Raw genomic sequence first — 18,001 nt, forward strand, 5'->3', positions numbered from 1 at the left:
CACAGCTTTCGGGTGCTCGACACTCCCCGGGCAGATGGCCAGTTCGTCCCTCGCCCGGTCGCGCACCGAGCCCGTGCAGTTCACCGCCTTCTACGAGGCCGAGGCCTCGCGGGTGCTGCGGTTCTTCGCGCGTCGCGTGCTCGACGGGGAGGTGGCGCTCGATCTGACCGCGGAGACGTTCGCGCAGGCGTTCGCCGCCCGTGGGCGGTTCCGTGGCGCGGACGACGAGGACGGGCGCGCGTGGTTGTTCGCGATCGCCCGCGCGCAGCTGGCGGCCTTCCTCCGTCGCGGGTACGCGGACCGCGCGGCGCAGGCGCGGCTCGGGCTGGAGCGGCCACCGGTCACCGAACAGGACCTGCTCCGCGTCGACGAGCTGGCCGGGCTGGCGGAGCTCCGCGAGGCGGTCACCCGAGCGCTCGCGCGGCTGCCCGCCCGCCAGCGCGACGCGGTCCGGCTGCGCATCGTCGACGAGCTCGACTACCCCGAGGTCGCCCAACGACTGAACGTCAGCGAGCAGACCGCACGCGCCCGCGTCTCGCGGGCCCTGCGGCGGCTGGCAGAGGAGGTGTCGCCCGCATGAGCGACCTGCACGACGTCCCGTTCCTCGTCGCGTTCGGCGAGGAGCTCGATCGGATCGCGACTGCGACGCCGCCCCCGGTCGCGCCGGGGCGACGCCGGTGGCGCCTGCCGATGCTGGTGCTCCCGGTGGCGATGCTGGCCGTGGGCGGCACGTCCGCGGCCGGGACGCTGCTGGTCCTGGACGGCTCCCCGATCCCCGGGTTCGCGCGCTCCGACGACGCCGCCCAGATCCGCCCGACCCTGGGGACCGCCCGGATCGCCGCGCTGCGGGCCCCGGATCCCGATCGGACCGCGGCCCCGTGGACGCTGCGTCTGTCGACGTCGGGGGACCTCAGCTGCGTCGCGGTCGGCCAGGTCGAGGGCGACCGCTTCGGCCTCGTCGGGCTCGACGGGCGCTTCCGCGGACTGCCGGTCCGCGGCGGCGACTCGTGCGCGACCGCCCCGCGCCCGGGGGCGCCGATCGCCGGAGCGCGGACCCTCGCCGGGAGCGACCGCGACGAGGTCCGCACGGTGCTCTACGCGGACGGGGGCGCCGACCTGACGGCGGCCCGCGTCCGCCTGCCAGGCGGCGAGAAACGCGACGTGCCGGTGTCCGACGGCGCGACCGTCGCGGTCCTGCGCGGCTATCCCGAGGACGCCCGCCCCACGCTGGAGCTCGAGTGGCGCGACGGGAAGCGCTTCCGCCAGACGTACGGTGCCAGCGACCTCGTGATCCCCGACCCGTACGGCGGCCCGGCGTGGAAGACCGAGGCCGGGGTCTTCGATCGCGGCGTGGGGCGCACCATGCCGTTCTGCTTCCGCGTGCTCCCGGCACGCGAACCGGTGCCCTACTGGGGCGGTCCGGCGATCTGCGCCGGCGGCAAGCGCCGCGTGCTGTTCGACGTGCTCACCCTGCGGCCGGGGCAGGGCGGTCCGGCCCGCGGCTTCGCCACGCGCTGGCGCTGGCGCGGCCCGGCCCGCACGTTCATCGCCGGTGCCAACCTGCCGGTCCGGTCCCTCACGCTCACCCTGCCGGACGGCACCCGACGACCGCTCGGGACCAACCGCGTGGGGCGGATCCTCGAGGTCCTGCCGGCCACCCCGACCGGGGACGTCTCACGGGTCCGCATCGACGCCGTCCTGAAGGACGGCACCACCACGACCTATCGCCCGGGGCAAGGCGTGACCCGGCGCTCCGGAGGACTGCGATGACCACCCGCCCCCTGCTGGTCCTTCCCGCGATCGCCGTCGCCGTCGGTGTCGCGGCAGGCGTCCTCAGCAGTCGCGACGACGGTCCCCGACCGACGGTCCCCGTCGCGCTCGCCGCGGCATCGGGCATCGCCGACGGGCCGACCCGTCTGCCGCGCATCAGCCCGCTGCAGGCGCCTTCGACGCCGAGGATCGTGCTCCGGCGGCGGGACCCCGGCGGCGGGGCGGACTGGGCGGTCCGCAGCTTCACCGCGAAGGCGTACGGCGGAGCGGGGCGGATGCCGTGCCTGCAGCTCGGGCGGATCCGCGGCGGTCGGTTCGGCTGGATCGTCCCGGGCCAGACCCGGCTGCTCGCGCAACCCCTGACGGGCTACGGCGACGTCACGACCTGTCAGCAGCGGGGCCGGGACGACCCGAGCGTCCGGCTGATCACGCTCGCCGCCTATCCGATCGCGGGCCGCCCGCGCATCACGGGCACGCTCGTCTGGGGCACCGCGGGCCGCACGCGGTCCCGGCTGCGGGTGCGTTTCGGCGGCGCGCGCCTCACCGCGCGCGGCACCGCTCCCTTCCTGCTCTTCGGTACCCGCACGGCCCGAGCCGACGACCTCGGCTACACGGGGGCCGACGGCGCCGGCCGGCGCGTCCACGTGGCCGACTACGCCGCCGCGAGCGGGCCGGCGGGAGGCCACGACCTCCGGATCGTCGCCCGGGCGGCCGACCCCCGCGGGGGCCTGCCGTTCGGCATCGCCGCGGGGAAGGCCGACGACGGACGGCCGTGCGTCACCCACACCGACCAGGTCCTCGAGGGTCGGCTCGGGTTCCCGGACCTGGACTACGGGACCTGGCACGACACGGCCTACTGCTCGGTCGAGCGGGCGATCCCGCGGTCGAAGCCGATGCAGTTCGGCACCGCCGGGGGCGTCGTCGAGGCTCCGCACACCGAAGCCGCGCGCCGCGCCCGGCTGATCGCCGACGCCCTCCGGCTCCCCGCCGGCCGCGTCCTCGTCTACGGACGGGTCCACCCCGACGTCGTCCGCGTCGAGATCCGCTCCCCCGACGACACCCGGACCCTGCTCCCCGGCAAGGACCACGTGATCATCACCGTCTTCGCCGACCAGTTCCCGGCCGGCGGATCGAGCACCGCGACCGCCGTGTTCCGCGACGGGACGAGGAGGACCATGCCGCTCGGGCTGTCGCTCTGAGGCGTCCTGCGTCACCCCGCGCCGAGGAACGCCCGCAGCACCGACTCCTCCGCGAGCCCGTAGACGATCTGCCCGTCGCGCCGGATGAGCTGCGGCACGCCCGGGCGGCCCGTCCGCTGCCAGGCCCGCCACCACCCGTCCGTGGTCGCGGCCTGGGCGTCCGGGGTCAGCTCGCCGAATCCGTGGCGGGCGGCGAGGTCCGCCAGGATCGCCGGGTCGGAGAGGTCGGCGCCTGCGGTCCAGAGGGCGCGGTAGACGTCGAACACGAACGCACGCCCGGCGACGGGGTCGGCCTCCAGGGCCGCGGCGCCCCAGCGGATGGCGAGCGCCGTGTTCGGCTTCCCCGGCGGGACGACGATCGGCAGCTCGGGGGCGAGCGACCGGATCGACGCGACCTCCCCCGCGAGGTCCTCGCCGCCAGGACGGCCGGTGGCGACCATCGGGACCGGCAGCTCGGGCGCGTGCTGCACGCCGAGCCAGCGCACGTGGCCGGCGAGCCCGAGCGCGTGCAGGCGCTCCTCGGTCGCCCAGCAGAACGGGCAGTTGGGGTCCGAGAAGACGACCGCGGACTGCGGCGTCGGCGTCCCGGAGCTCACGCCGGGCCCCGCCGACGGGCGCCGCCCGCACGATTCAAGCGGCCACCGGCTCGTGCTCGAGGCAGTCCACCCGCAGGTCCGAGGGCGGCAGCGGCGCGTCGAGCAGCGCGCAGCGGTGGACGGCGCCCGGCCCCTCGTCGCCCGAGCGGCGGAAGAAGCGGCACGTCGTGCAGGTCCGGGCGACGGACAGCACCCCGCGCTCGTGCAGGCCGCGGATGACGTCGAGCAGGAGCCCGAGCGCGTCGACCTTCACCGGGGTACCGATGCGGGCGAGCTCGGCGCCGACGTCGTCCGCCCACGCCGCCGAGGCGCGCGCGATGTCGCGGCCGCGGTCCGTCAGGTCGAGGAGCTGCACGCGGGCGTCGCCCGGCGACGGCGACGAGGTCACGAGCGCCTTGCGGCGGAGCGCGGCGACCGCGTCGCTGATCGTCGGCTGCGTGACGTCGAGCTCCGCCGCGAGCTGCCCGACGCGCCGGCGCTCGGGCGGATCCGTCGACAGCCGTTGCAGCAACTGGACCTGCACCGGGCTCAGCCCATGCTCCTTCGCCTGCTGCCAGAGCGCGACCCGGATCGCGTGCCCGACGCGCTCCAGGGCACCGGTCAGCCGGGTGTCGAGATCGACGCCGCCGGCCCCGTGACCCGGCGCGGCCTCGGCCGCCGCGTGCCGTTCCGCGGGACGCTCACCCGCTCCGGAGGACTCCATAGGACTCCGAACATACAGCACCACGTCATGTCGGAGTGCATTACATAGGACTCCTTTCTTTCTGCTACCTTGGCGCCGTGGCCGGGCATCGGGTCCGGCCGGAACGAGGAGCACGAGATGCCGCGTCTGACCGTCGTCGACCCCGCCCAGGCCGAGGGCCGGGCGAAGAAGCTGCTGGACCAGGTCCAGCGGGCCCTGGGGGTCACCCCGAACATGATGCGGGCGATGGCCGAGAGCCCGGCCGTCCTCGACGCCTACCTGTCGTTCAGCGGCGCGCTCGGCCGTGGGTCGCTGTCCGGCGCCGCCCGCGAGCAGATCGCGCTCCTCACCGCCGCCGAGAACTCCTGCGGCTACTGCGCCGCGGCGCACACCGTGCTGGGCGGTCGCGCCGGCGTCTCCGACGAGGACCTCGCCGCCGCGATCCACGGCGACGCGTCCGACCCGAGGACGGCCGCCGCACTGCGCCTGGCGCGGGCGATCGTGGCCGAGCGCGGGTTCGTCTCCGACGAGGACCTCGCCGACGCCCGCGCCGCCGGGCTCACCGACGGCGAGGTCGGAGAGGTCGTGGGCAACGTCGCTCTGAACGTCTTCACGAACTACTTCAACTCCGTGGGGCAGACGGAGCTCGACTTCCCGTCCGTCGCGCTGCCCACCGCCTGACCGAGCCCGCCCGGCCGCACGGGCCGGGCGAGCCGCCCGGCTACCGTGTCCCCATGTCGTCCCCGCCCGCCCGCAGCCGCGCCGCCCGGGTCCCGGCCGTCGTGCTGGACGCGGACGGCGGGGAGCGCCGGGGGCCCGAGCGGCTGGCGGGCGAGGAGCCGCTCGAGATCCGGGTCGCCGGTCCCGACGGGGCGGTGGTCGGGACGACGGCGACGATGCGGACGCCGGGCGACGACTTCGAGCTCGCCGCCGGCCTGCTGCGCGCCGAGGGCGTGATCGCCGCCCGCGAGGACGTCGCCGAGATCCGGTACTGCACCGACGTCGACGTGCAGCGCTACAACGTCGTCACCGCCCACCTGCGCCGGGCACCGCGGCGCGACCTGGCCGCGCGGACGCTGATGGCCACGGCGAGCTGCGGGGTCTGCGGGACGGCGTCGATCGACGAGCTGTGCGAGCGCGTCCCGCCGGTCGGGGGCACCGCGGTCGTCGACGCGGCGGTCCTGGCGACGTTGCCGGACGCGCTGCGGGAGGCCCAGCCGCTCTTCCATCGCACCGGAGGCACGCACGGCGCCGGCGTCTTCGCGCTCGACGGCACGCCGCTGGTGGTCCGCGAGGACGTCGGCCGGCACAACGCCCTGGACAAGGCCCTCGGCGCGCGGTTCCTCGCCGGCGCCGACGACCGGGACGCGATCGTCGTCCTCTCCGGCCGCGTCTCGTTCGAGCTCGTGCAGAAGACCGCCGCGGCGGGCATCCCCGTGATCGCCGCCGTCTCGGCACCGTCGAGCCTGGCGGTCCAGACGGCCGGCCGCCTGGGGGTCACCCTCGCGGCGTTCGTGCGCGACGGCCGCGCGACGGTCTACGCCCACCCGCAGCGCGTGCGGGCGGCGTCGGGCGTCGCGGGCTGAGGCCGGGCCCGCACGCCGCCGGGCATCCGGCGCACCGTCCGGCGGTCGCGGCCGGATGGCCCGGTGCGCGGGCGGGCCGACGGCCGAGCCGACCGGCCGACCCGGACGGGCGACCGATCAGCGCCAGGCGAAGTCCTCGGCGGTGCCGGAGCCCGCGCGACGCAGCGTCCGGGTCGCGCCCGACGCCCGGTCGACGGCGACGATCCGGTAGCCGCTCCGCAGGCGGACCCCGAGGTCCCGGGCGCGGGCGAGGAACCGGGTGGCGACGATCGTCCGGCCGTCGGGGGAGAACGCCGGCGACCCGAACGTCCCGCGCGAGACGACGAGGAGCCGCCGCAGGCCGCGACCGTCGGGCCGGACGACGTAGAGGCCGGACCGCCCGTCCCGCGTCACCCCCACGAACACCACCGTGCGGCCGTCCGGCGCGATGTCCGCGTCGCCCGTGAAGGCGAACCTGCGCGCGAGGCCGGGGATCGTCCGCCCCGCTCGCCCACCCCTGGGGTCGAACAGGACCAGCTGCCCGCGACCGTCGTCCGGCCGGTAGGCCGAGAACACGATCGTCCGCCCGTCGGGCGACCACGCGGGGTCCGCGAGCCGCGTGCCCCGCGGCGCGCGTCCGATCGTCCGCCGGCCCTGACCGTCCGCGCCCACCAGCTCGACCGTGCCCGCCGGCCGCTGCGCCAGGTGGTTGCGCGCGACGACCACCGTCCGGCCGTCGGGCGAGATCGCCGGTCCGGTCACGTCGTCCAGCGTCTTTCGCACGACCCGGCGTCGCGAGGACCCGTCGGTCGCCTCGACCACCACCCCGTCGCCGTCGCGGTACGCGATCACGCGGCCGTCGGCCGACACCGCGGGTGCCGTCGCGTCCGCGATCACCCGCCGTCCGCCGGACCCGTCGGGGGCGACGCTGACGATCCGCGGACGGTCGAGGTACCCCGTCGAGCTCCGGAGCTCGTCGAAGGTCCAGGCCGCGAAGACGATGCGCCCGCGGACGGGCTGGGGCCGGTCGTCGTGGTGCGTCACGAGGATGACCGCCCCGATCGCCGTCCCCACGAGCACCGGGAGGCCCACGAGCAGCGGACGACGGCGGGCTCCCACGGATCGGAACCTACCGGCGGCGGGCAGGCGTGGCACGAAACCGAAGCGGCGAGCTCGCGACCCCGCCGCTGTAGGCTGCCGCGATGCCCGGGCTCCCCGACCCCGTCCGCCCTCGATCAGCCGGGAGCGCCGGACCGCGCCGCGACCGATCGCCCCGGGGCGCCGGACCGCGGCGTCGGCGCGCCGCCGCGTCGGCCCTGGTGGTCGCCGGCGCGATCGCGACGGGAGCCCCCGCCGCCCGGGCCGCCGGTTCGTCGCCCGCGAGCGCGACGTCGCCGGCGGCCGGCCGCGTCGCCACGTCGGCGGCCGGGACCACTGCCGGCGGTGCCGCGACCCCGCGCGTCGTCGGCGGCCGCCCGTCGGTGGCCGGGGCGCACCCGGCCCAGGCGTTCCTGACGATCGGCACCGGGACGGTCCGGACGATCTGCGGCGGCACGCTGGTCAGCGCCCGGTACGTGCTCACGGCCGCGCACTGCGTCTTCGGCGCCGGTGGCACGACGGCGACGGCGCGCCTGGGCAGCCTGCAGTCGGGGTCCGGCGGCGCGACGTTCCCGTCCGACGCGATCACCGTCCACCAGGGCTGGAACTCGCAGACCGTCGAGAACGACGTCGCCCTCGTCCACCTGGCGCAGCCCGCGCCGCAGGAGCCCGCGCGGCTCGTGTCCGAGGCCGAGCGCGCCCGGTGGAACCCCGGGGTCACCGGGACGCTCGTGGGCTGGGGGAAGACGGGGAGCTTCGCCGACGGGTCGCCCGACCTCCGCGAGGCCCAGGTGACGATCGTCCCCGACGACGCGTGCGCCCGGAACCTCGGCTCCACGTTCAGGGCCGCGACCCAGGTCTGCGCCGGTGGCGCCGGCACGACCGCCAGCTGCCAGGGCGACTCCGGCGGCCCGCTGTACGCCCCCGGCTCCACCGTCCCGCTGCTCGTCGGCGTGGTCTCCGCGGGTCCGGCCAGCGGCTGCGGCTCCGCCGGGACGCCCGACATCTACGCGCGCATCGGCGGACCGGCGCTGAACGCCTGGATCCGCGCGCGGATCCCCACCGTCGCGATCACCGGCTCCGGCATCGCCGGCCGGCCCGCGACGTTGACCGCCGTCCCGAAGGCCGCGCCCGGCGGGTCGCCGACCCCGTCCGTCACCTGGGACCTCGACGGCGACGGCGCCTACGACGACGCGTCCGGAACCACGATCACCACCACGTTCCCGGCGGCGGGGAACGTCACGGTCGGCGCCCAGGCCGCCTACCCCGACGGCGACCGCGCCACGATGCGGGACCTCGTCGCGGTCGCCGCCCCCGTCCCCGGTGCGGGCTGCACCGCCGACGGCGCGGCGTCCGCCGCACTGCTCAGGCCGACCGGCAGCGTGCGGGTCGCCACCGTCCGCGGCGGGCGGCTCCGCCAGCCGTTCGTCTGCCAGTACGCGGCCCGGGTCACGACGACGGCGACCGTCGACGCCCGCACGGCGAAGGCGCTGGAGCTCCGCTCCCGCACGATCGGCACCGGCACCGCCCGCCTCGCCGCCGCCGGGAAGGGCAGCGTCGCCGTCCGCCCGACCGCCGCCGTGAAGCGCGCGCTCGCCGGCCGCCGCGCGGCCGTCCGGATCACGCTGCGCACGACGGTGAAGACGGCCTACGGCTCGTCGAAGCGGACGACGAGGGTGAGGGCGCGGCGGTAGGTCGCGGCGCCGCCGCCGTGGGCGAACGCACGGCGGCGGCGCGCACGACGCGGCCGCCGCGCCGTCGCGCGCGTCCCGCGAGGGGACCTGCCCCGCGACGCGACCGTCCTCCTACCCGCCGCCGGCCTGCAGCGCCACGGTCAGGACGGCCTTCGCCACCGGGGCGGCGGTCGCGCCGCCCTGGAAGTTCTTCGCGCGCAGCACGCCGATCGCGATCGGGTCCTGGCCCCCGCGGCGCGTGACGGGCGCGAAGGCCGACATCCAGGCGGTCGTCGACTTGCCGTCGGCGTTGCCGCACGGGGACGGCGGCTCCGGGGCCTGCGTGACGTCGTCCGGCTGCGCCTCCGCGGCCTTCGCGGCGGCCTCCGCGTCGCACTGCGGACCCTGGGTCGACGCGAGCTCCGCGGTGCCGGTCTTGCCGGCCGTCGTGATCCCCGGCAGGGCCACCTTGGCGTCCTTGCCCGTGCCCTCGCTGATCACGGCCGACATGAGGGTCCGCATCGCCGCGGCGGTCGCGGAGCGGACGACCCGGCGGGTGGGCGCCGGGGCGTCGGTGCGCAGGAACGTCGGACGCGGCTGCATCCCGCCGTTGGCGATCGTGGCCGAGAGGAGCGCGACCTGCAGCGCGGTGGCCTCGACCGCCGCCTGCCCGATCGCGGACGTCGGGGCATCGGTGTCCGGCAGGGGATCGGGGATGCGCGCGGGCGTGTCCCCGATGACGCCGGGCGTGTCGCGGTTGAAGCCGTACGCCTCCGCCATCTGCACGAGCCGCTTCCCGCCGAGCTTGGCGCCCAGCGGGACGAAGACCGAGTTGCACGAGTCGGCGAACGACTCCACGAGCGTGCCGCCGCACAGCTCCCCGTCGGAGTTCTGGACCCCGAAGCCCTTGGCCTCCGTCTCCCGCGGGTAGACCGTGGACGTGGTCGCCAGGCGGTCCTCGATCGCGGCCGACGCGGTGACGATCTTCATCGTCGAGCCCGGCGGCTGCAGGTCCGTCCACGCCCCGCCCTGGAACGCGAGGACCTCGCCGGTGCGGGCGTTCAGGACCACGGTGCCGGTGGCGTCCGGCGCGTTCGCCTGCGCCTCGGCCGCGGCCTTGACGACGTTGGGGTCGATCGAGCTGCGGACCGGCGCGGCCTTCTTCGCGTCCGCGCGGGCGATCACGCGGTCGCCCGCCTCCAGGGTGCCGCCCGGGGTCCCGACGAGCTGCGCGTTGAGCTGCCGCTCGAGACCGGAGACGCCGACGGTGGCGTCGGCCGGCACCCCGAGGCGCCGGAGCGCCGGGAGGTCGTCGGCGCTCGGCGTGCCCAGGGAGCCGACGATCTGCCCCGCGATCCCGGGGACGTCGGACCGCCGGTCGGGCCCGGACGCCAGCACGGTGCCGTCACGGGCGAGCAGGTCGGCGCGGGCGGGCATCGTCGTCGTCCGGGTCAGGCGCTCCCCCGCCCGCAGGCCGGGCAGCGCCATGCGGCGGGTCCAGTCGATCCGCGCGTCGTCGCCGGAGCCCTGCAGCGGGACGTCGACCGTGCCCCGCAGGACGCCGAAGACGCGGGTCCGCACGGTGACCGGGACCGCGTAGCCGTCGCCGTCGCGGCGGGGCTCGCCCGTGGTCAGGGACGTCGCGGTCGCGGTGCTGAGCGTCCCGCGCATCAGCTCGACGAAGCGGTCGGGTCGGATCCGCAGGCGGCTGTCGCTGCCGAGGTCCTTCCACATCCCGGCGAAGTCCTGGGCGCCCCACTGGCGGACGTACCGCTCGACGACGTCCTTCTCGGCGTTGCGCGCCGCTCGGGCGTCGAGCAGCAGGAAGATCACCGCGGCCGCGACGACCGCGACGACGGCCCCCGACCCGCGTGCGAGCAGCCTGCGGCGGCGCGCCCGGAGGCGACGGGCCTCGGCGAACTCCGCCGCGGACGGGCGGCGGGGACGTGCGGGTGCCCCGGACACCGCGTCAGTGTTGCGTATACGGCGCCCATCGGCGCCCGGACGGGCCGTCAGTGGGCCAGCGCTGCGAGCGTCGCGGAGGGCGCCGCGGCCGGGACCTCCGGCGCGATCGGATCGTGCCGGCGGATCCAGAGCGCGGTGAGCCACCGCTCGAAGCGGACGCTGTCGAGCGCCCACGGCACCGTCGCGGGGCCGTCGAACCAGCGGCCCGTCGCGAGGAACGCCGTCCATGCCAGGACCTCGAGCTGGTCCGGGCCCCACGCCTCGGTCGCGCGGATCGCGGGGTCCTTCCGGCGACCGTAGTCGTACCCGTAGGCCGCGAGCGCCTCGATCGTGACGGCCGTCAGGCTCTGCTCGCGCAGCGCGACCGGGCCGAAGCGCCGCCACAGCCGCTCGTCGGAGCTGAGCAGGTAGACCGCCGCCTGCCACGCGGTGTCGTCCGGATCACGCAGCCTCGAGGCCTCGGCGAACACCGCGTCGGCGGTGCGTAGATCGTCGATCCAGCGGGTGAGGTGCTCTGCGGGCATGGTCGTCGGGCTCTCCTGGAGGAGTCTCGGCCCGGGGGACTCGGCCGGCGACACGGGGTGGTCACCGGATGGTAACGCGCTGGGTTACGACGTCAACCTGTGTGGACCCAACGCACGCTGTCACCCCAGCGCGGTGAGCAGCGTCACCAGACCGGCCACGACCAGCAGCGCGCCGATGAAGACCCGCGTCGGCAGCGTGGCGGGCGCGACCTCACGGCGGCCCGGGTCCGACGGGGTCGCATCGCGCGTCAGCAGCCGCTCGCCGCGCGGCGAGAGGACGAAGACGCCCAGCGCGAGCAGGACGAGCGAGAGCACGATTCCCATGGGTGCACGCTACCCGGGCGGGGACCGTGTACGCGACGGCGTCCCGGCGCCGCGACGAGGACCGGCCCATGTGCGGCCCACCCGGATCGTCCGCAGGGCGCGGCGGCCCCGGAACGCGCGACGGCGGGCCCGGAGGCCCGCCGTCGTGGGGGTGTCGTCGTCCCTCGGCGCCGGGAGCGGCCCGGCCGGAGGGTGGTGGTCCGACACGCCCGGGCTCGTGGCCCGGGCGTGGCGAGGGAGCAGCGTGGGTCAGCCCTGGACCTGCATGACCGAGAGCGTGGCGTCGTCGAAGCGGTGCGACGTGGCGGCGTTGTTGCCGTAGTGCTCGACGGTGACCGTGTGGGCGCCCGGCGCCAGAACGCCGCTGTAGCGCTGGACGGTGACCGACTCGTACTCGTCGCCACCGACGCTATCGACCGCGAAGTCGTCGCCCTGGGCGGGGGTCAGCTCGGTCCCGTCGACGAGGATGCGGACCGTGCACCAGTCGCCCCCGCTGTAGCACTTCGACTCGCCCTGGACGGTCGCCAGGACGCGACGCGGGGCGCCGTCCGGGATCGTGATGTTCTGCGTCAGCGGTGCCATCAGCGTCGGGGTCGTGCCGGTCGACGTCAGCGGGTTCGCCATCGACGACAGCCCGACGTTCGGGATCGCGTCGGAGCCCGCGTTCCCGGTGTCGCCCTTCGCGCCCGTGTCACCCTTCGCCCCCGTGTCGCCCTTGGCGCCGGTGTCGCCCTTCGCGCCCGCGTCGCCCTTCGCACCGGCCGCGCCGGCCGGCAGCTGGCCCGCCTTGAAGTCCTTCGCCTGCAGCGACGCGTCCCTGATGTCGCTGGAGGTCAGCGAGTTGTTCTTCACCTGCTTGGAGGCGACGGAGTTCGACGGCAGGCTGACCGCCGCGTAGCTCGTGCCGCCGAGCGCGACGAACAGCGCGGCGCCGGCGAGGACGTGGGCGGAGGTGATGCGTCGACGGCGGGGCGTCTCGGTCTCGGTGGCGGCGTCGGCGTTGCGGGTGGTGCGGAACATGGTCGGTCTCCTCGGTGGGTGGCGGTGGGCGGGTGCCCCTCGCTCGATGGATGGAGATTCGCCGAGGTCCGGCGGCGCGTCGCAGGCCTCGGTCACGCCGCGAACGGGTCGTCCGTCACGTTCGGCGGCAGGGTGCGTCGGGCGTCACCTCCGGGCGACGCGGTGGCGCACCGGCGCGCGGTCGGCGATGATCCGCGTCCCTCCCGCGGCACCATCCGTCCCGCCGCGGCCGCCGTCCCAGGACCCGGAATCCCGATGAGCGCACCAGACCACCGGACCGCCACCGGCGACGACGCCGGCCGGACCTGTCCCTACTGCCGCTTCCCCGTGAAGTCCGGCTCGGCCGTCGTCGGGTGCGGGGACTGCTCCACCGTCCATCACGACGACTGCTGGGTCGAGGGCGAGGGCTGTGCCGTGACCGGGTGCGCGTCGGGTCCGGCGGGTTCGGTCGCGGGCCTGGCCGGCGGTCCCGGTGTCGCGGCCGATCCGGTCACCGGTCCCGCCCCGAGCAGCGCCGACCGCCTGTCCGGACCGGGCGCGGACGTGGCGGCGGCCGGCGCCGCCGACCAGGCCTGGGGCTCACCCGACCACCGCGCCGACGCGCTCGACGCCCCGACGCTCGCGCACCACGCCCCGAGCGCCACCTCGTCCTCGTGGGGCGCTCCCCCTCCCCCGCCGTCGCCGCCCGCGGGGCGCGACCGCCACGGGCTGCTCGTGGCGTCGATCCTCGTGCTCGCGGTCGCGATCGCCGGCAGCGCCGCGGCCGTGCTGCTGCTCTCGGGAGGCGGGGACGACGGTCGCCCGGTCGCGGCCACGACCACGGGACGGGGCGCCCCGAAGGCCGATCGCCCGGTGACGACGGGCGCGCAGACCTCGACGGGCCCCGCGCGGACGACGACGCAGGGCGCGTCGACCGGCGGCCCGGACCCCGGCGGCACCGGGAGCCCGGGGGCGGCCACGACGTCCGTCCCGGGCACGGGCCCGGGCGGCGGCTCGGGGTCCGGGTCCGCGGGCGGGCTCCTCGCGAGCACCCCGTTCCGCGGCGGCGGGTTCCTCATCAACCCGCCGGCCGGGCGCTGGGTCCGCGACAGCACCGAGAAGCTCAAGGGCGACCTTGCCGTCGACGGCTTCTACGAGACCCGCTGGCACCTCAGCGGTCGCCCCGACGTCTCCGTCCTGGTCGACCGGCGCCCCGGCGCGACCGACTCGCCGCGGTCCGGGGCCGAGAAGGGTCGTCGCAGCCGCATGGGCCGCGCCGACTACGTCGAGCACGCGTTCCGGGCCGTCGGCGGCGACTTCCTCTGGGAGTTCACGACCGAGGACCGCCGCAAGTACGACCGCTTCTCGCGCTCGTGCGGCAACGGCTACGCCACGCTCGGCGCCGCCCCGGAGGACGAGGCCGACCGCTGGCGCCCGACCTTCGAGGCGTTCGCGGCGTCGCTGCGCCCGACCTGCTGAGGCCGCGCCGACGACCGGGCGAGCGGCGCGGTGCTCGTCACCGCTTCGGCACGAACACCTGCCCGTGCGAGCCGGTGGGGAAGCGCTGCTCCTCCACCAGCTCGAGCTTCAGGTGCTCCTCCAGGTCGGCGAACGGTCCGCGGCCGGCGCCGATCACGATCGGCACCGTGGTGAACTGGTACTCGTCGACGAGGCCCAGCCGGGTCAGCGCGGCGGCGAGGGTCGGGCCGCCGTGGACGAGGATCGTGCCCTCGTCGTCGCGGGCCTTGAGCTCCGCGACGGCGGCGCCGAGATCGCCGAAGACCTCGACGGGCCCCCAGTCGGCGTGCTCCATCCCGTGCGAGAAGACCGCCTTGGGCTTCTCGTTCATGGACGTCGCGATCGGTCCCTCGGAGGCCTGCCAGTGCGGGGCCATGATCTCGTAGCTCCGGCGACCCATCGCGTGGGTGCCGGCCGCGTCGAGCGCGCGCTGTCCCCACCCGTGGTCGTCGCCGAAGAACTCGAACATCCAGTCGTGCGTGCCGTCCAGGCTCGTCGCGAAGCCGTCGAGCGAGAGCACCATCTTGAGGACCACGGTTCTGTTCGTCATGGAACCCAGGACGCCCCGAACTCCTCGCGTTCATCGGTGGCGACGACGAGTCGGCGGGACGGCAGTCGTCCGTGGTCGCCCTGCAGCGGGTCGCGAGGTCAGGCGTGGTCGGTATCCGACCATCCGTGGCCGTGGCCCCACCTTTCTCCCCTCGCCGACCGGACACGAAGGTCACACGTGGTCGGTATCCGACCATCGGTGACCACGACCCCGACCCGCGGCGCCCGGCCGCCCTCGACCCGACCCCGACGACCGGCCCGCCCCCCGGCCACCCGCCCCGCCCGTCGGGCGCCCTTTACCCTCCCGTTGTGGCCCTCCGTCCGTCCGACGCCCGCGCCGGCACGGCCGGGACGCCCTCGCCCGACCGCCCGTCGCTCGTCCTCGTCGGCCACGGGTCCCGCGACGCCGACCACGTCGAGGAGTTCTGGGACCTCGTCCGCCACGTCGGCGAGATCGATCCCGACCTGCACCACGCCGGCGGGTTCATCGAGCTCGCCGAGCCCTCGGCGGACCAGGCGATCGACAAGCTCGTCGCCGACGGCGCCACCGACATCGTCTCCGTCCCGATCGTCCTGCTGGCCGCCGGGCACCTGAAGAACGACGGTCCCGCGACGCTCGCCCGCGCCCGGATCCGGCACCCCGGCGTGCGGTTCCGCTTCGGCCGCGACCTCTCGCTGGACCCGCGCGTCCTCGAGGTCGCCGAGGACCGCATCTCCTCCACGCTCGCCGACGCGCCGGCCGAGACGTCGGGCGTCGTCCTCGTCGGCCGCGGATCGAGCGACCCCGACGCTTCGGGCGATCTCGCGAAGGCCTGCCGCCTGCTGTCGGACCGCCGCGGCCTGCCGATCGTCGAGCCCGCCTGGATCTCCGTCGCCGAGCCGCGCGTGCCCGACGCCCTGGAGCGCTGCCGGAGGCTCGGCGCGACGACGATCGCGGTCGTCCCGTTCTTCCTCTTCACCGGCGTCCTGCTCGGGCGGATCTACGAGCAGGCCGCGGCCTGGGCGCAGCAGCACCCGGAGCTGACCGTCCGCGGCGGCCCGCACCTCGGCGCCGACCGCCGGCTGGCCCGCGTCGCGCTGGACCGCTACCGCGAGGGCTTCGAGGGCGACGTCCGCATGAACTGCGACCTCTGCGTCTACCGCGTGACGCTGCCGGGCTACGAGGAGAAGGTCGGCCTGCCGATCTCCCTGACCCCGCACGGCGACGGCCCCGCGGGCGGCCGGCGCCGCAACCGCCGGACGACCCGCGCGCCGCAGAAGGCCCCGGAGCTCGTGCTCGCCCAGGCCGAGGAGGGCCGCGGCGGGACGCGCTCCCGCGTCCGGACCGGCGCGATCGGCGGGCCCGGCGGCGTCGCCGAGGACGCCCCGGTCGCGGTCGGGATCGACGACCTGCACTTCGCCTACCCCGACGGCTCCGAGGCCCTGGGAGGCGTCCACCTGACGATCCGCGAGGGCGAGCGCGTCGCGCTGCTCGGCCCCAACGGCGCGGGCAAGACGACGCTGCTCCTGCACCTCAACGGCGTGCTGCAGCCGCAGCAGGGCTCGGTGCGGATCGGCGGGACGGAGCTGACGAAGAAGACCGCGCGGGAGCTCCGCCGCAAGGTCGGCGTCGTCTTCCAGGACCCCGACGACCAGCTGTTCATGCCGTCGATCGGGACCGACGTCGCGTTCGGCCCCGCGAACCTCGGCCTGAAGGGCGACGAGCTCGAGCAGCGCGTCCTCGCGTCGCTGCGCACGTTCGGCCTGGAGGAGCTGCGCGAGATCGCCCCGCACCAGCTGTCGCTCGGCCAGCGCCGCCGCGCCGCCGTCGCGGGCGTGCTGGCGATGGAGCCCGAGCTGATGGTGCTCGACGAGCCCTCGTCGAACCTCGACCCCGCCGCCCGCCGCGAGCTCGCCGACGTGATCCGTCGCCTGCCGACGACCACCATCCTGGTCACGCACGACCTGCCCTACGCGCTCGAGCTCTGCCCGCGCGCCGTCGTGATCGACCAGGGCCAGATCGTCGCCGACGGCCCGACGCGCCAGATCCTGGCCGACGAGAACTTCATGCGCGCGCACCGCCTGGAGCTCCCGGCGGGCTTCAACCCGCTCGCCGCGTAGCCCGCGGAGGACGGTCGTGGCGCGGTTCCTGGCGTTCACGTCGCCGGCGGCGGGTCACCTCTTCCCGCTGATCCCCGGCCTGCTGGAGCTGCAGGCCCGCGGACACGACGTCCACGTCCGGACCGGCGAGCGCCTCATCGGGGTGGTGCGGGACGCCGGGCTGCGGGCGGAGGCGGCGGGAGCGGGCAGCGCCGGCCCGACGGCGGAGGCGCCCGCGAAGGCCGCCGGGCCGGGTGCAGGCTCCGCGAGGCGCATGCGTCGTCGGGACCGCGAGGCCGGGACCGCCCGCGGCGAGCTGCGCCGGCAGGCCGCGCGCGCCGCAGGTGACGCCGCGGACCTCCGCCGCGCGATCGCCGAGGTCGACCCCGACGTCCTGCTCGTCGACCTCGCCGCCTGGGGTGCCGCTGCCGCCGCCGAGGCGTCGGGGCTGCCGTGGGCGATCTGCAACCCGTACCTCTGCCCCCTGCCCGGCCGGGGCGTCCCGCCGTTCGGGCTGGGGCTGCAGCCGCGCTCCGACGCCGCCGGCCGGCTCCGCGACGCGGTCGGCTGGTGGCTCGTCCGCCGCACCGTCTCGCGCGCCGTGCTGCCCCATCTCGACCCCGTCCGCGCGGGGCTCGGCCTGCCCCCGCTGACGGGCGCGCTCGACCAGCTCGCGCGGCCGGACGCCCTGCTGCAGCTCAGCGGCGGCGCGCTCGAGCACCCCCGCGCCGATCCGCCGGCGAACCTGCGCGTCGTCGGCCCGCAGCGCTGGGACCCGTCCGCGCACACCGCGGTCCCCGCGTGGCTCACGGCGCCCGGCGACCCGTGGGTCCTCGTCACCTGCTCGACCGACGGCCAGGACGACGCGCCCCTGGCGGCCGCGGCGATCGAGGCGCTGCGCGACGAGCCCGTCCGCGTCGTCGTCACCCTCGGGGCCGCCGACCCGGGCGGCCTGCCGGCGGCGCCGAACGCGCGCGTCGAGGCGTTCGTCCCCCACGGCCCGGTCCTCGACCGCGCCGCCGCCGTCGTCTGCCACGGCGGGATGGGGATCGTCGGCGGGGCGCTGCGGGCGGGGACGGCGCTCGTCGTCGTCCCCTACGGTCGCGACCAGCCGGAGGTCGCGGGCCGGGTGGCGCACGCCGAGCTCGGGACGCGGGTCGCACCGCGTCGCCTGACCGCGGAGACGCTGCGGGCGGCATACCGCGAGGCCGAGGCGCGCAGACCGGCCGTGCGGGCCGAAGCCGAAGCGCTCGCCGCGCAGGACCCCGCCGGGGCGTTCGCGGACGCGGCGGCGGCACTGGTCGGCGGATCCTGAACCCGGAGGGACGGGGACGGGCCGGCGCGTCGGGTGGCGTCGGCCGTTGCACGCCGGAGGAGAGGAGCAGCCACTCCAGGTGCGACGGGAACGGGCGAGGGCCCCGTCTCCGGGGCCCTCGGTCCTGCGTCCTCGGCGTGGCGCC

17 protein-coding genes and 1 pseudogene are annotated in these 18,001 nt (G+C 76.6%); 10 read left to right on the forward strand and 8 right to left on the reverse strand.

The annotated features are described in order from the left end of the window. The first annotated feature begins 34 nt into the window (after positions 1-34). From PATMI_RS26310 to PATMI_RS0100915, 3 genes are read left to right on the forward strand one after another with little or no spacing between them, the layout of a single operon-like run. A complete protein-coding gene (locus tag PATMI_RS26310; RefSeq protein ID WP_036725057.1) occupies positions 35-580 on the forward strand; it encodes an RNA polymerase sigma factor in 546 nt (181 codons plus the stop codon). Then, positions 577-1,770, forward strand: a complete 1,194-nt coding sequence (locus tag PATMI_RS0100910; protein WP_026909493.1) for a hypothetical protein — start codon at positions 577-579, stop codon at positions 1,768-1,770. Before PATMI_RS26310 ends, PATMI_RS0100910 begins: the two co-directional genes overlap by 4 nt. Beyond that, positions 1,767-2,969 (forward strand): hypothetical protein, encoded by a 1,203-nt coding sequence (locus PATMI_RS0100915; RefSeq protein WP_026909494.1) that lies wholly within the window; start codon positions 1,767-1,769, stop codon positions 2,967-2,969. The genes PATMI_RS0100910 and PATMI_RS0100915 overlap by 4 nt, the downstream gene beginning before the upstream one ends. Positions 2,970-2,980: 11 nt before the next feature. On the opposite strand, the gene PATMI_RS0100920 is transcribed toward PATMI_RS0100915, so the two are convergent. Together PATMI_RS0100920 and PATMI_RS26315 are read right to left on the reverse strand one after the other, a co-directional pair. Further along, positions 2,981-3,565, reverse strand: a complete 585-nt coding sequence (locus PATMI_RS0100920; protein WP_026909495.1) for a DsbA family oxidoreductase — start codon at positions 3,563-3,565, stop codon at positions 2,981-2,983. Between the two features lie 34 nt (positions 3,566-3,599). Further along, the gene (locus tag PATMI_RS26315; RefSeq protein ID WP_084269433.1) at positions 3,600-4,268 is read right to left on the reverse strand and encodes a MarR family winged helix-turn-helix transcriptional regulator; all 669 of its coding nucleotides are present in this window, start codon (positions 4,266-4,268) and stop codon (positions 3,600-3,602) included. Positions 4,269-4,385: 117 nt separating this feature from the next. On the opposite strand from PATMI_RS26315, the gene PATMI_RS0100930 reads away from it, so the two are divergent. Beyond that, the gene (locus tag PATMI_RS0100930; RefSeq protein WP_026909496.1) at positions 4,386-4,928 is read left to right on the forward strand and encodes a carboxymuconolactone decarboxylase family protein; all 543 of its coding nucleotides are present in this window, start codon (positions 4,386-4,388) and stop codon (positions 4,926-4,928) included. A 53-nt stretch (positions 4,929-4,981) separates the two neighbouring features. After that, the gene (gene fdhD / locus PATMI_RS0100935) at positions 4,982-5,833 is read left to right on the forward strand and encodes a formate dehydrogenase accessory sulfurtransferase FdhD (RefSeq protein ID WP_084269435.1); all 852 of its coding nucleotides are present in this window, start codon (positions 4,982-4,984) and stop codon (positions 5,831-5,833) included. A 117-nt stretch (positions 5,834-5,950) separates the two neighbouring features. On the opposite strand, the gene PATMI_RS0100940 is transcribed toward fdhD, so the two are convergent. Further along, on the reverse strand, positions 5,951-6,931 hold the full coding sequence (locus PATMI_RS0100940; RefSeq protein ID WP_026909498.1) for a TolB-like translocation protein: 981 nt from the start codon (positions 6,929-6,931) through the stop codon (positions 5,951-5,953). A gap of 83 nt (positions 6,932-7,014) precedes the next feature. Here PATMI_RS0100940 and PATMI_RS33545 point away from each other — a divergent pair, with 83 nt between their 5' ends. Beyond that, entirely contained in the window at positions 7,015-8,604 is a 1,590-nt protein-coding gene (locus PATMI_RS33545) for a S1 family serine peptidase (RefSeq protein WP_051470904.1), read from the forward strand. A gap of 111 nt (positions 8,605-8,715) precedes the next feature. On the opposite strand, the gene PATMI_RS0100950 is transcribed toward PATMI_RS33545, so the two are convergent. The 4 genes from PATMI_RS0100950 to PATMI_RS37745 form a co-directional block, all read right to left on the reverse strand. Next, positions 8,716-10,548, reverse strand: coding sequence for a penicillin-binding transpeptidase domain-containing protein (locus tag PATMI_RS0100950; RefSeq protein ID WP_026909499.1), 1,833 nt, complete (start codon positions 10,546-10,548; stop codon positions 8,716-8,718). A gap of 47 nt (positions 10,549-10,595) precedes the next feature. Continuing rightward, on the reverse strand, positions 10,596-11,072 hold the full coding sequence (locus tag PATMI_RS0100955; protein WP_157260550.1) for a hypothetical protein: 477 nt from the start codon (positions 11,070-11,072) through the stop codon (positions 10,596-10,598). Positions 11,073-11,192: 120 nt separating this feature from the next. Then, positions 11,193-11,396, reverse strand: a complete 204-nt coding sequence (locus tag PATMI_RS0100960; RefSeq protein WP_026909501.1) for a hypothetical protein — start codon at positions 11,394-11,396, stop codon at positions 11,193-11,195. 249 nt (positions 11,397-11,645) lie between these two features. Then, complete coding sequence (locus PATMI_RS37745; RefSeq protein WP_026909502.1) at positions 11,646-12,416, reverse strand: hypothetical protein; 771 nt, start codon at positions 12,414-12,416, stop codon at positions 11,646-11,648. Between the two features lie 255 nt (positions 12,417-12,671). Here PATMI_RS37745 and PATMI_RS0100970 point away from each other — a divergent pair, with 255 nt between their 5' ends. Next, a complete protein-coding gene (locus PATMI_RS0100970; RefSeq protein WP_026909503.1) occupies positions 12,672-13,874 on the forward strand; it encodes an RING finger protein in 1,203 nt (400 codons plus the stop codon). 37 nt (positions 13,875-13,911) lie between these two features. Here PATMI_RS0100970 and PATMI_RS26325 read toward each other — a convergent pair whose 3' ends face one another. Beyond that, positions 13,912-14,463 (reverse strand): dihydrofolate reductase family protein, encoded by a 552-nt coding sequence (locus PATMI_RS26325; RefSeq protein ID WP_084269437.1) that lies wholly within the window; start codon positions 14,461-14,463, stop codon positions 13,912-13,914. Between the two features lie 308 nt (positions 14,464-14,771). Here PATMI_RS26325 and PATMI_RS38635 point away from each other — a divergent pair. From PATMI_RS38635 to PATMI_RS0100985, 3 genes and pseudogenes are all read left to right on the forward strand, one after another. Then, positions 14,772-15,527 (forward strand): annotated as a pseudogene (locus tag PATMI_RS38635) (sirohydrochlorin chelatase); the annotation flags it as partial. 315 nt (positions 15,528-15,842) lie between these two features. Next, positions 15,843-16,562 carry an ATP-binding cassette domain-containing protein gene (locus PATMI_RS38640; RefSeq protein WP_026909505.1) on the forward strand — a complete coding sequence of 240 codons (720 nt, stop codon included), beginning with the start codon at positions 15,843-15,845 and terminating at the stop codon, positions 16,560-16,562. Between the two features lie 16 nt (positions 16,563-16,578). Continuing rightward, the gene (locus tag PATMI_RS0100985) at positions 16,579-17,856 is read left to right on the forward strand and encodes a glycosyltransferase (RefSeq protein ID WP_026909506.1); all 1,278 of its coding nucleotides are present in this window, start codon (positions 16,579-16,581) and stop codon (positions 17,854-17,856) included. The last annotated feature ends 145 nt before the right edge of the window (positions 17,857-18,001 follow it).

Origin of the sequence: Patulibacter minatonensis DSM 18081 (assembly GCF_000519325.1) — a bacterium.
Lineage (GTDB): Bacteria > Actinomycetota > Thermoleophilia > Solirubrobacterales > Solirubrobacteraceae > Patulibacter > Patulibacter minatonensis.

What these genes read in the sequence shown, in the direction of transcription:
- PATMI_RS26310 (WP_036725057.1), top strand. Translation starts at nt 35, where the DNA reads ATGGCCAGTTCGTCCCTCGCCCGGTCGCGCACCGAGCCCGTGCAGTTC.
- PATMI_RS0100910 (WP_026909493.1), top strand. Translation starts at nt 577, where the DNA reads ATGAGCGACCTGCACGACGTCCCGTTCCTCGTCGCGTTCGGCGAGGAG.
- PATMI_RS0100915 (WP_026909494.1), top strand. Translation starts at nt 1,767, where the DNA reads ATGACCACCCGCCCCCTGCTGGTCCTTCCCGCGATCGCCGTCGCCGTC.
- PATMI_RS26315 (WP_084269433.1), bottom strand. Translation starts at nt 4,268, where the DNA reads ATGGAGTCCTCCGGAGCGGGTGAGCGTCCCGCGGAACGGCACGCGGCG.
- PATMI_RS0100930 (WP_026909496.1), top strand. Translation starts at nt 4,386, where the DNA reads ATGCCGCGTCTGACCGTCGTCGACCCCGCCCAGGCCGAGGGCCGGGCG.
- fdhD (WP_084269435.1), top strand. Translation starts at nt 4,982, where the DNA reads ATGTCGTCCCCGCCCGCCCGCAGCCGCGCCGCCCGGGTCCCGGCCGTC.
- PATMI_RS33545 (WP_051470904.1), top strand. Translation starts at nt 7,015, where the DNA reads ATGCCCGGGCTCCCCGACCCCGTCCGCCCTCGATCAGCCGGGAGCGCC.
- PATMI_RS0100955 (WP_157260550.1), bottom strand. Translation starts at nt 11,072, where the DNA reads ATGCCCGCAGAGCACCTCACCCGCTGGATCGACGATCTACGCACCGCC.
- PATMI_RS0100960 (WP_026909501.1), bottom strand. Translation starts at nt 11,396, where the DNA reads ATGGGAATCGTGCTCTCGCTCGTCCTGCTCGCGCTGGGCGTCTTCGTC.
- PATMI_RS37745 (WP_026909502.1), bottom strand. Translation starts at nt 12,416, where the DNA reads ATGTTCCGCACCACCCGCAACGCCGACGCCGCCACCGAGACCGAGACG.
- PATMI_RS0100970 (WP_026909503.1), top strand. Translation starts at nt 12,672, where the DNA reads ATGAGCGCACCAGACCACCGGACCGCCACCGGCGACGACGCCGGCCGG.
- PATMI_RS26325 (WP_084269437.1), bottom strand. Translation starts at nt 14,463, where the DNA reads ATGACGAACAGAACCGTGGTCCTCAAGATGGTGCTCTCGCTCGACGGC.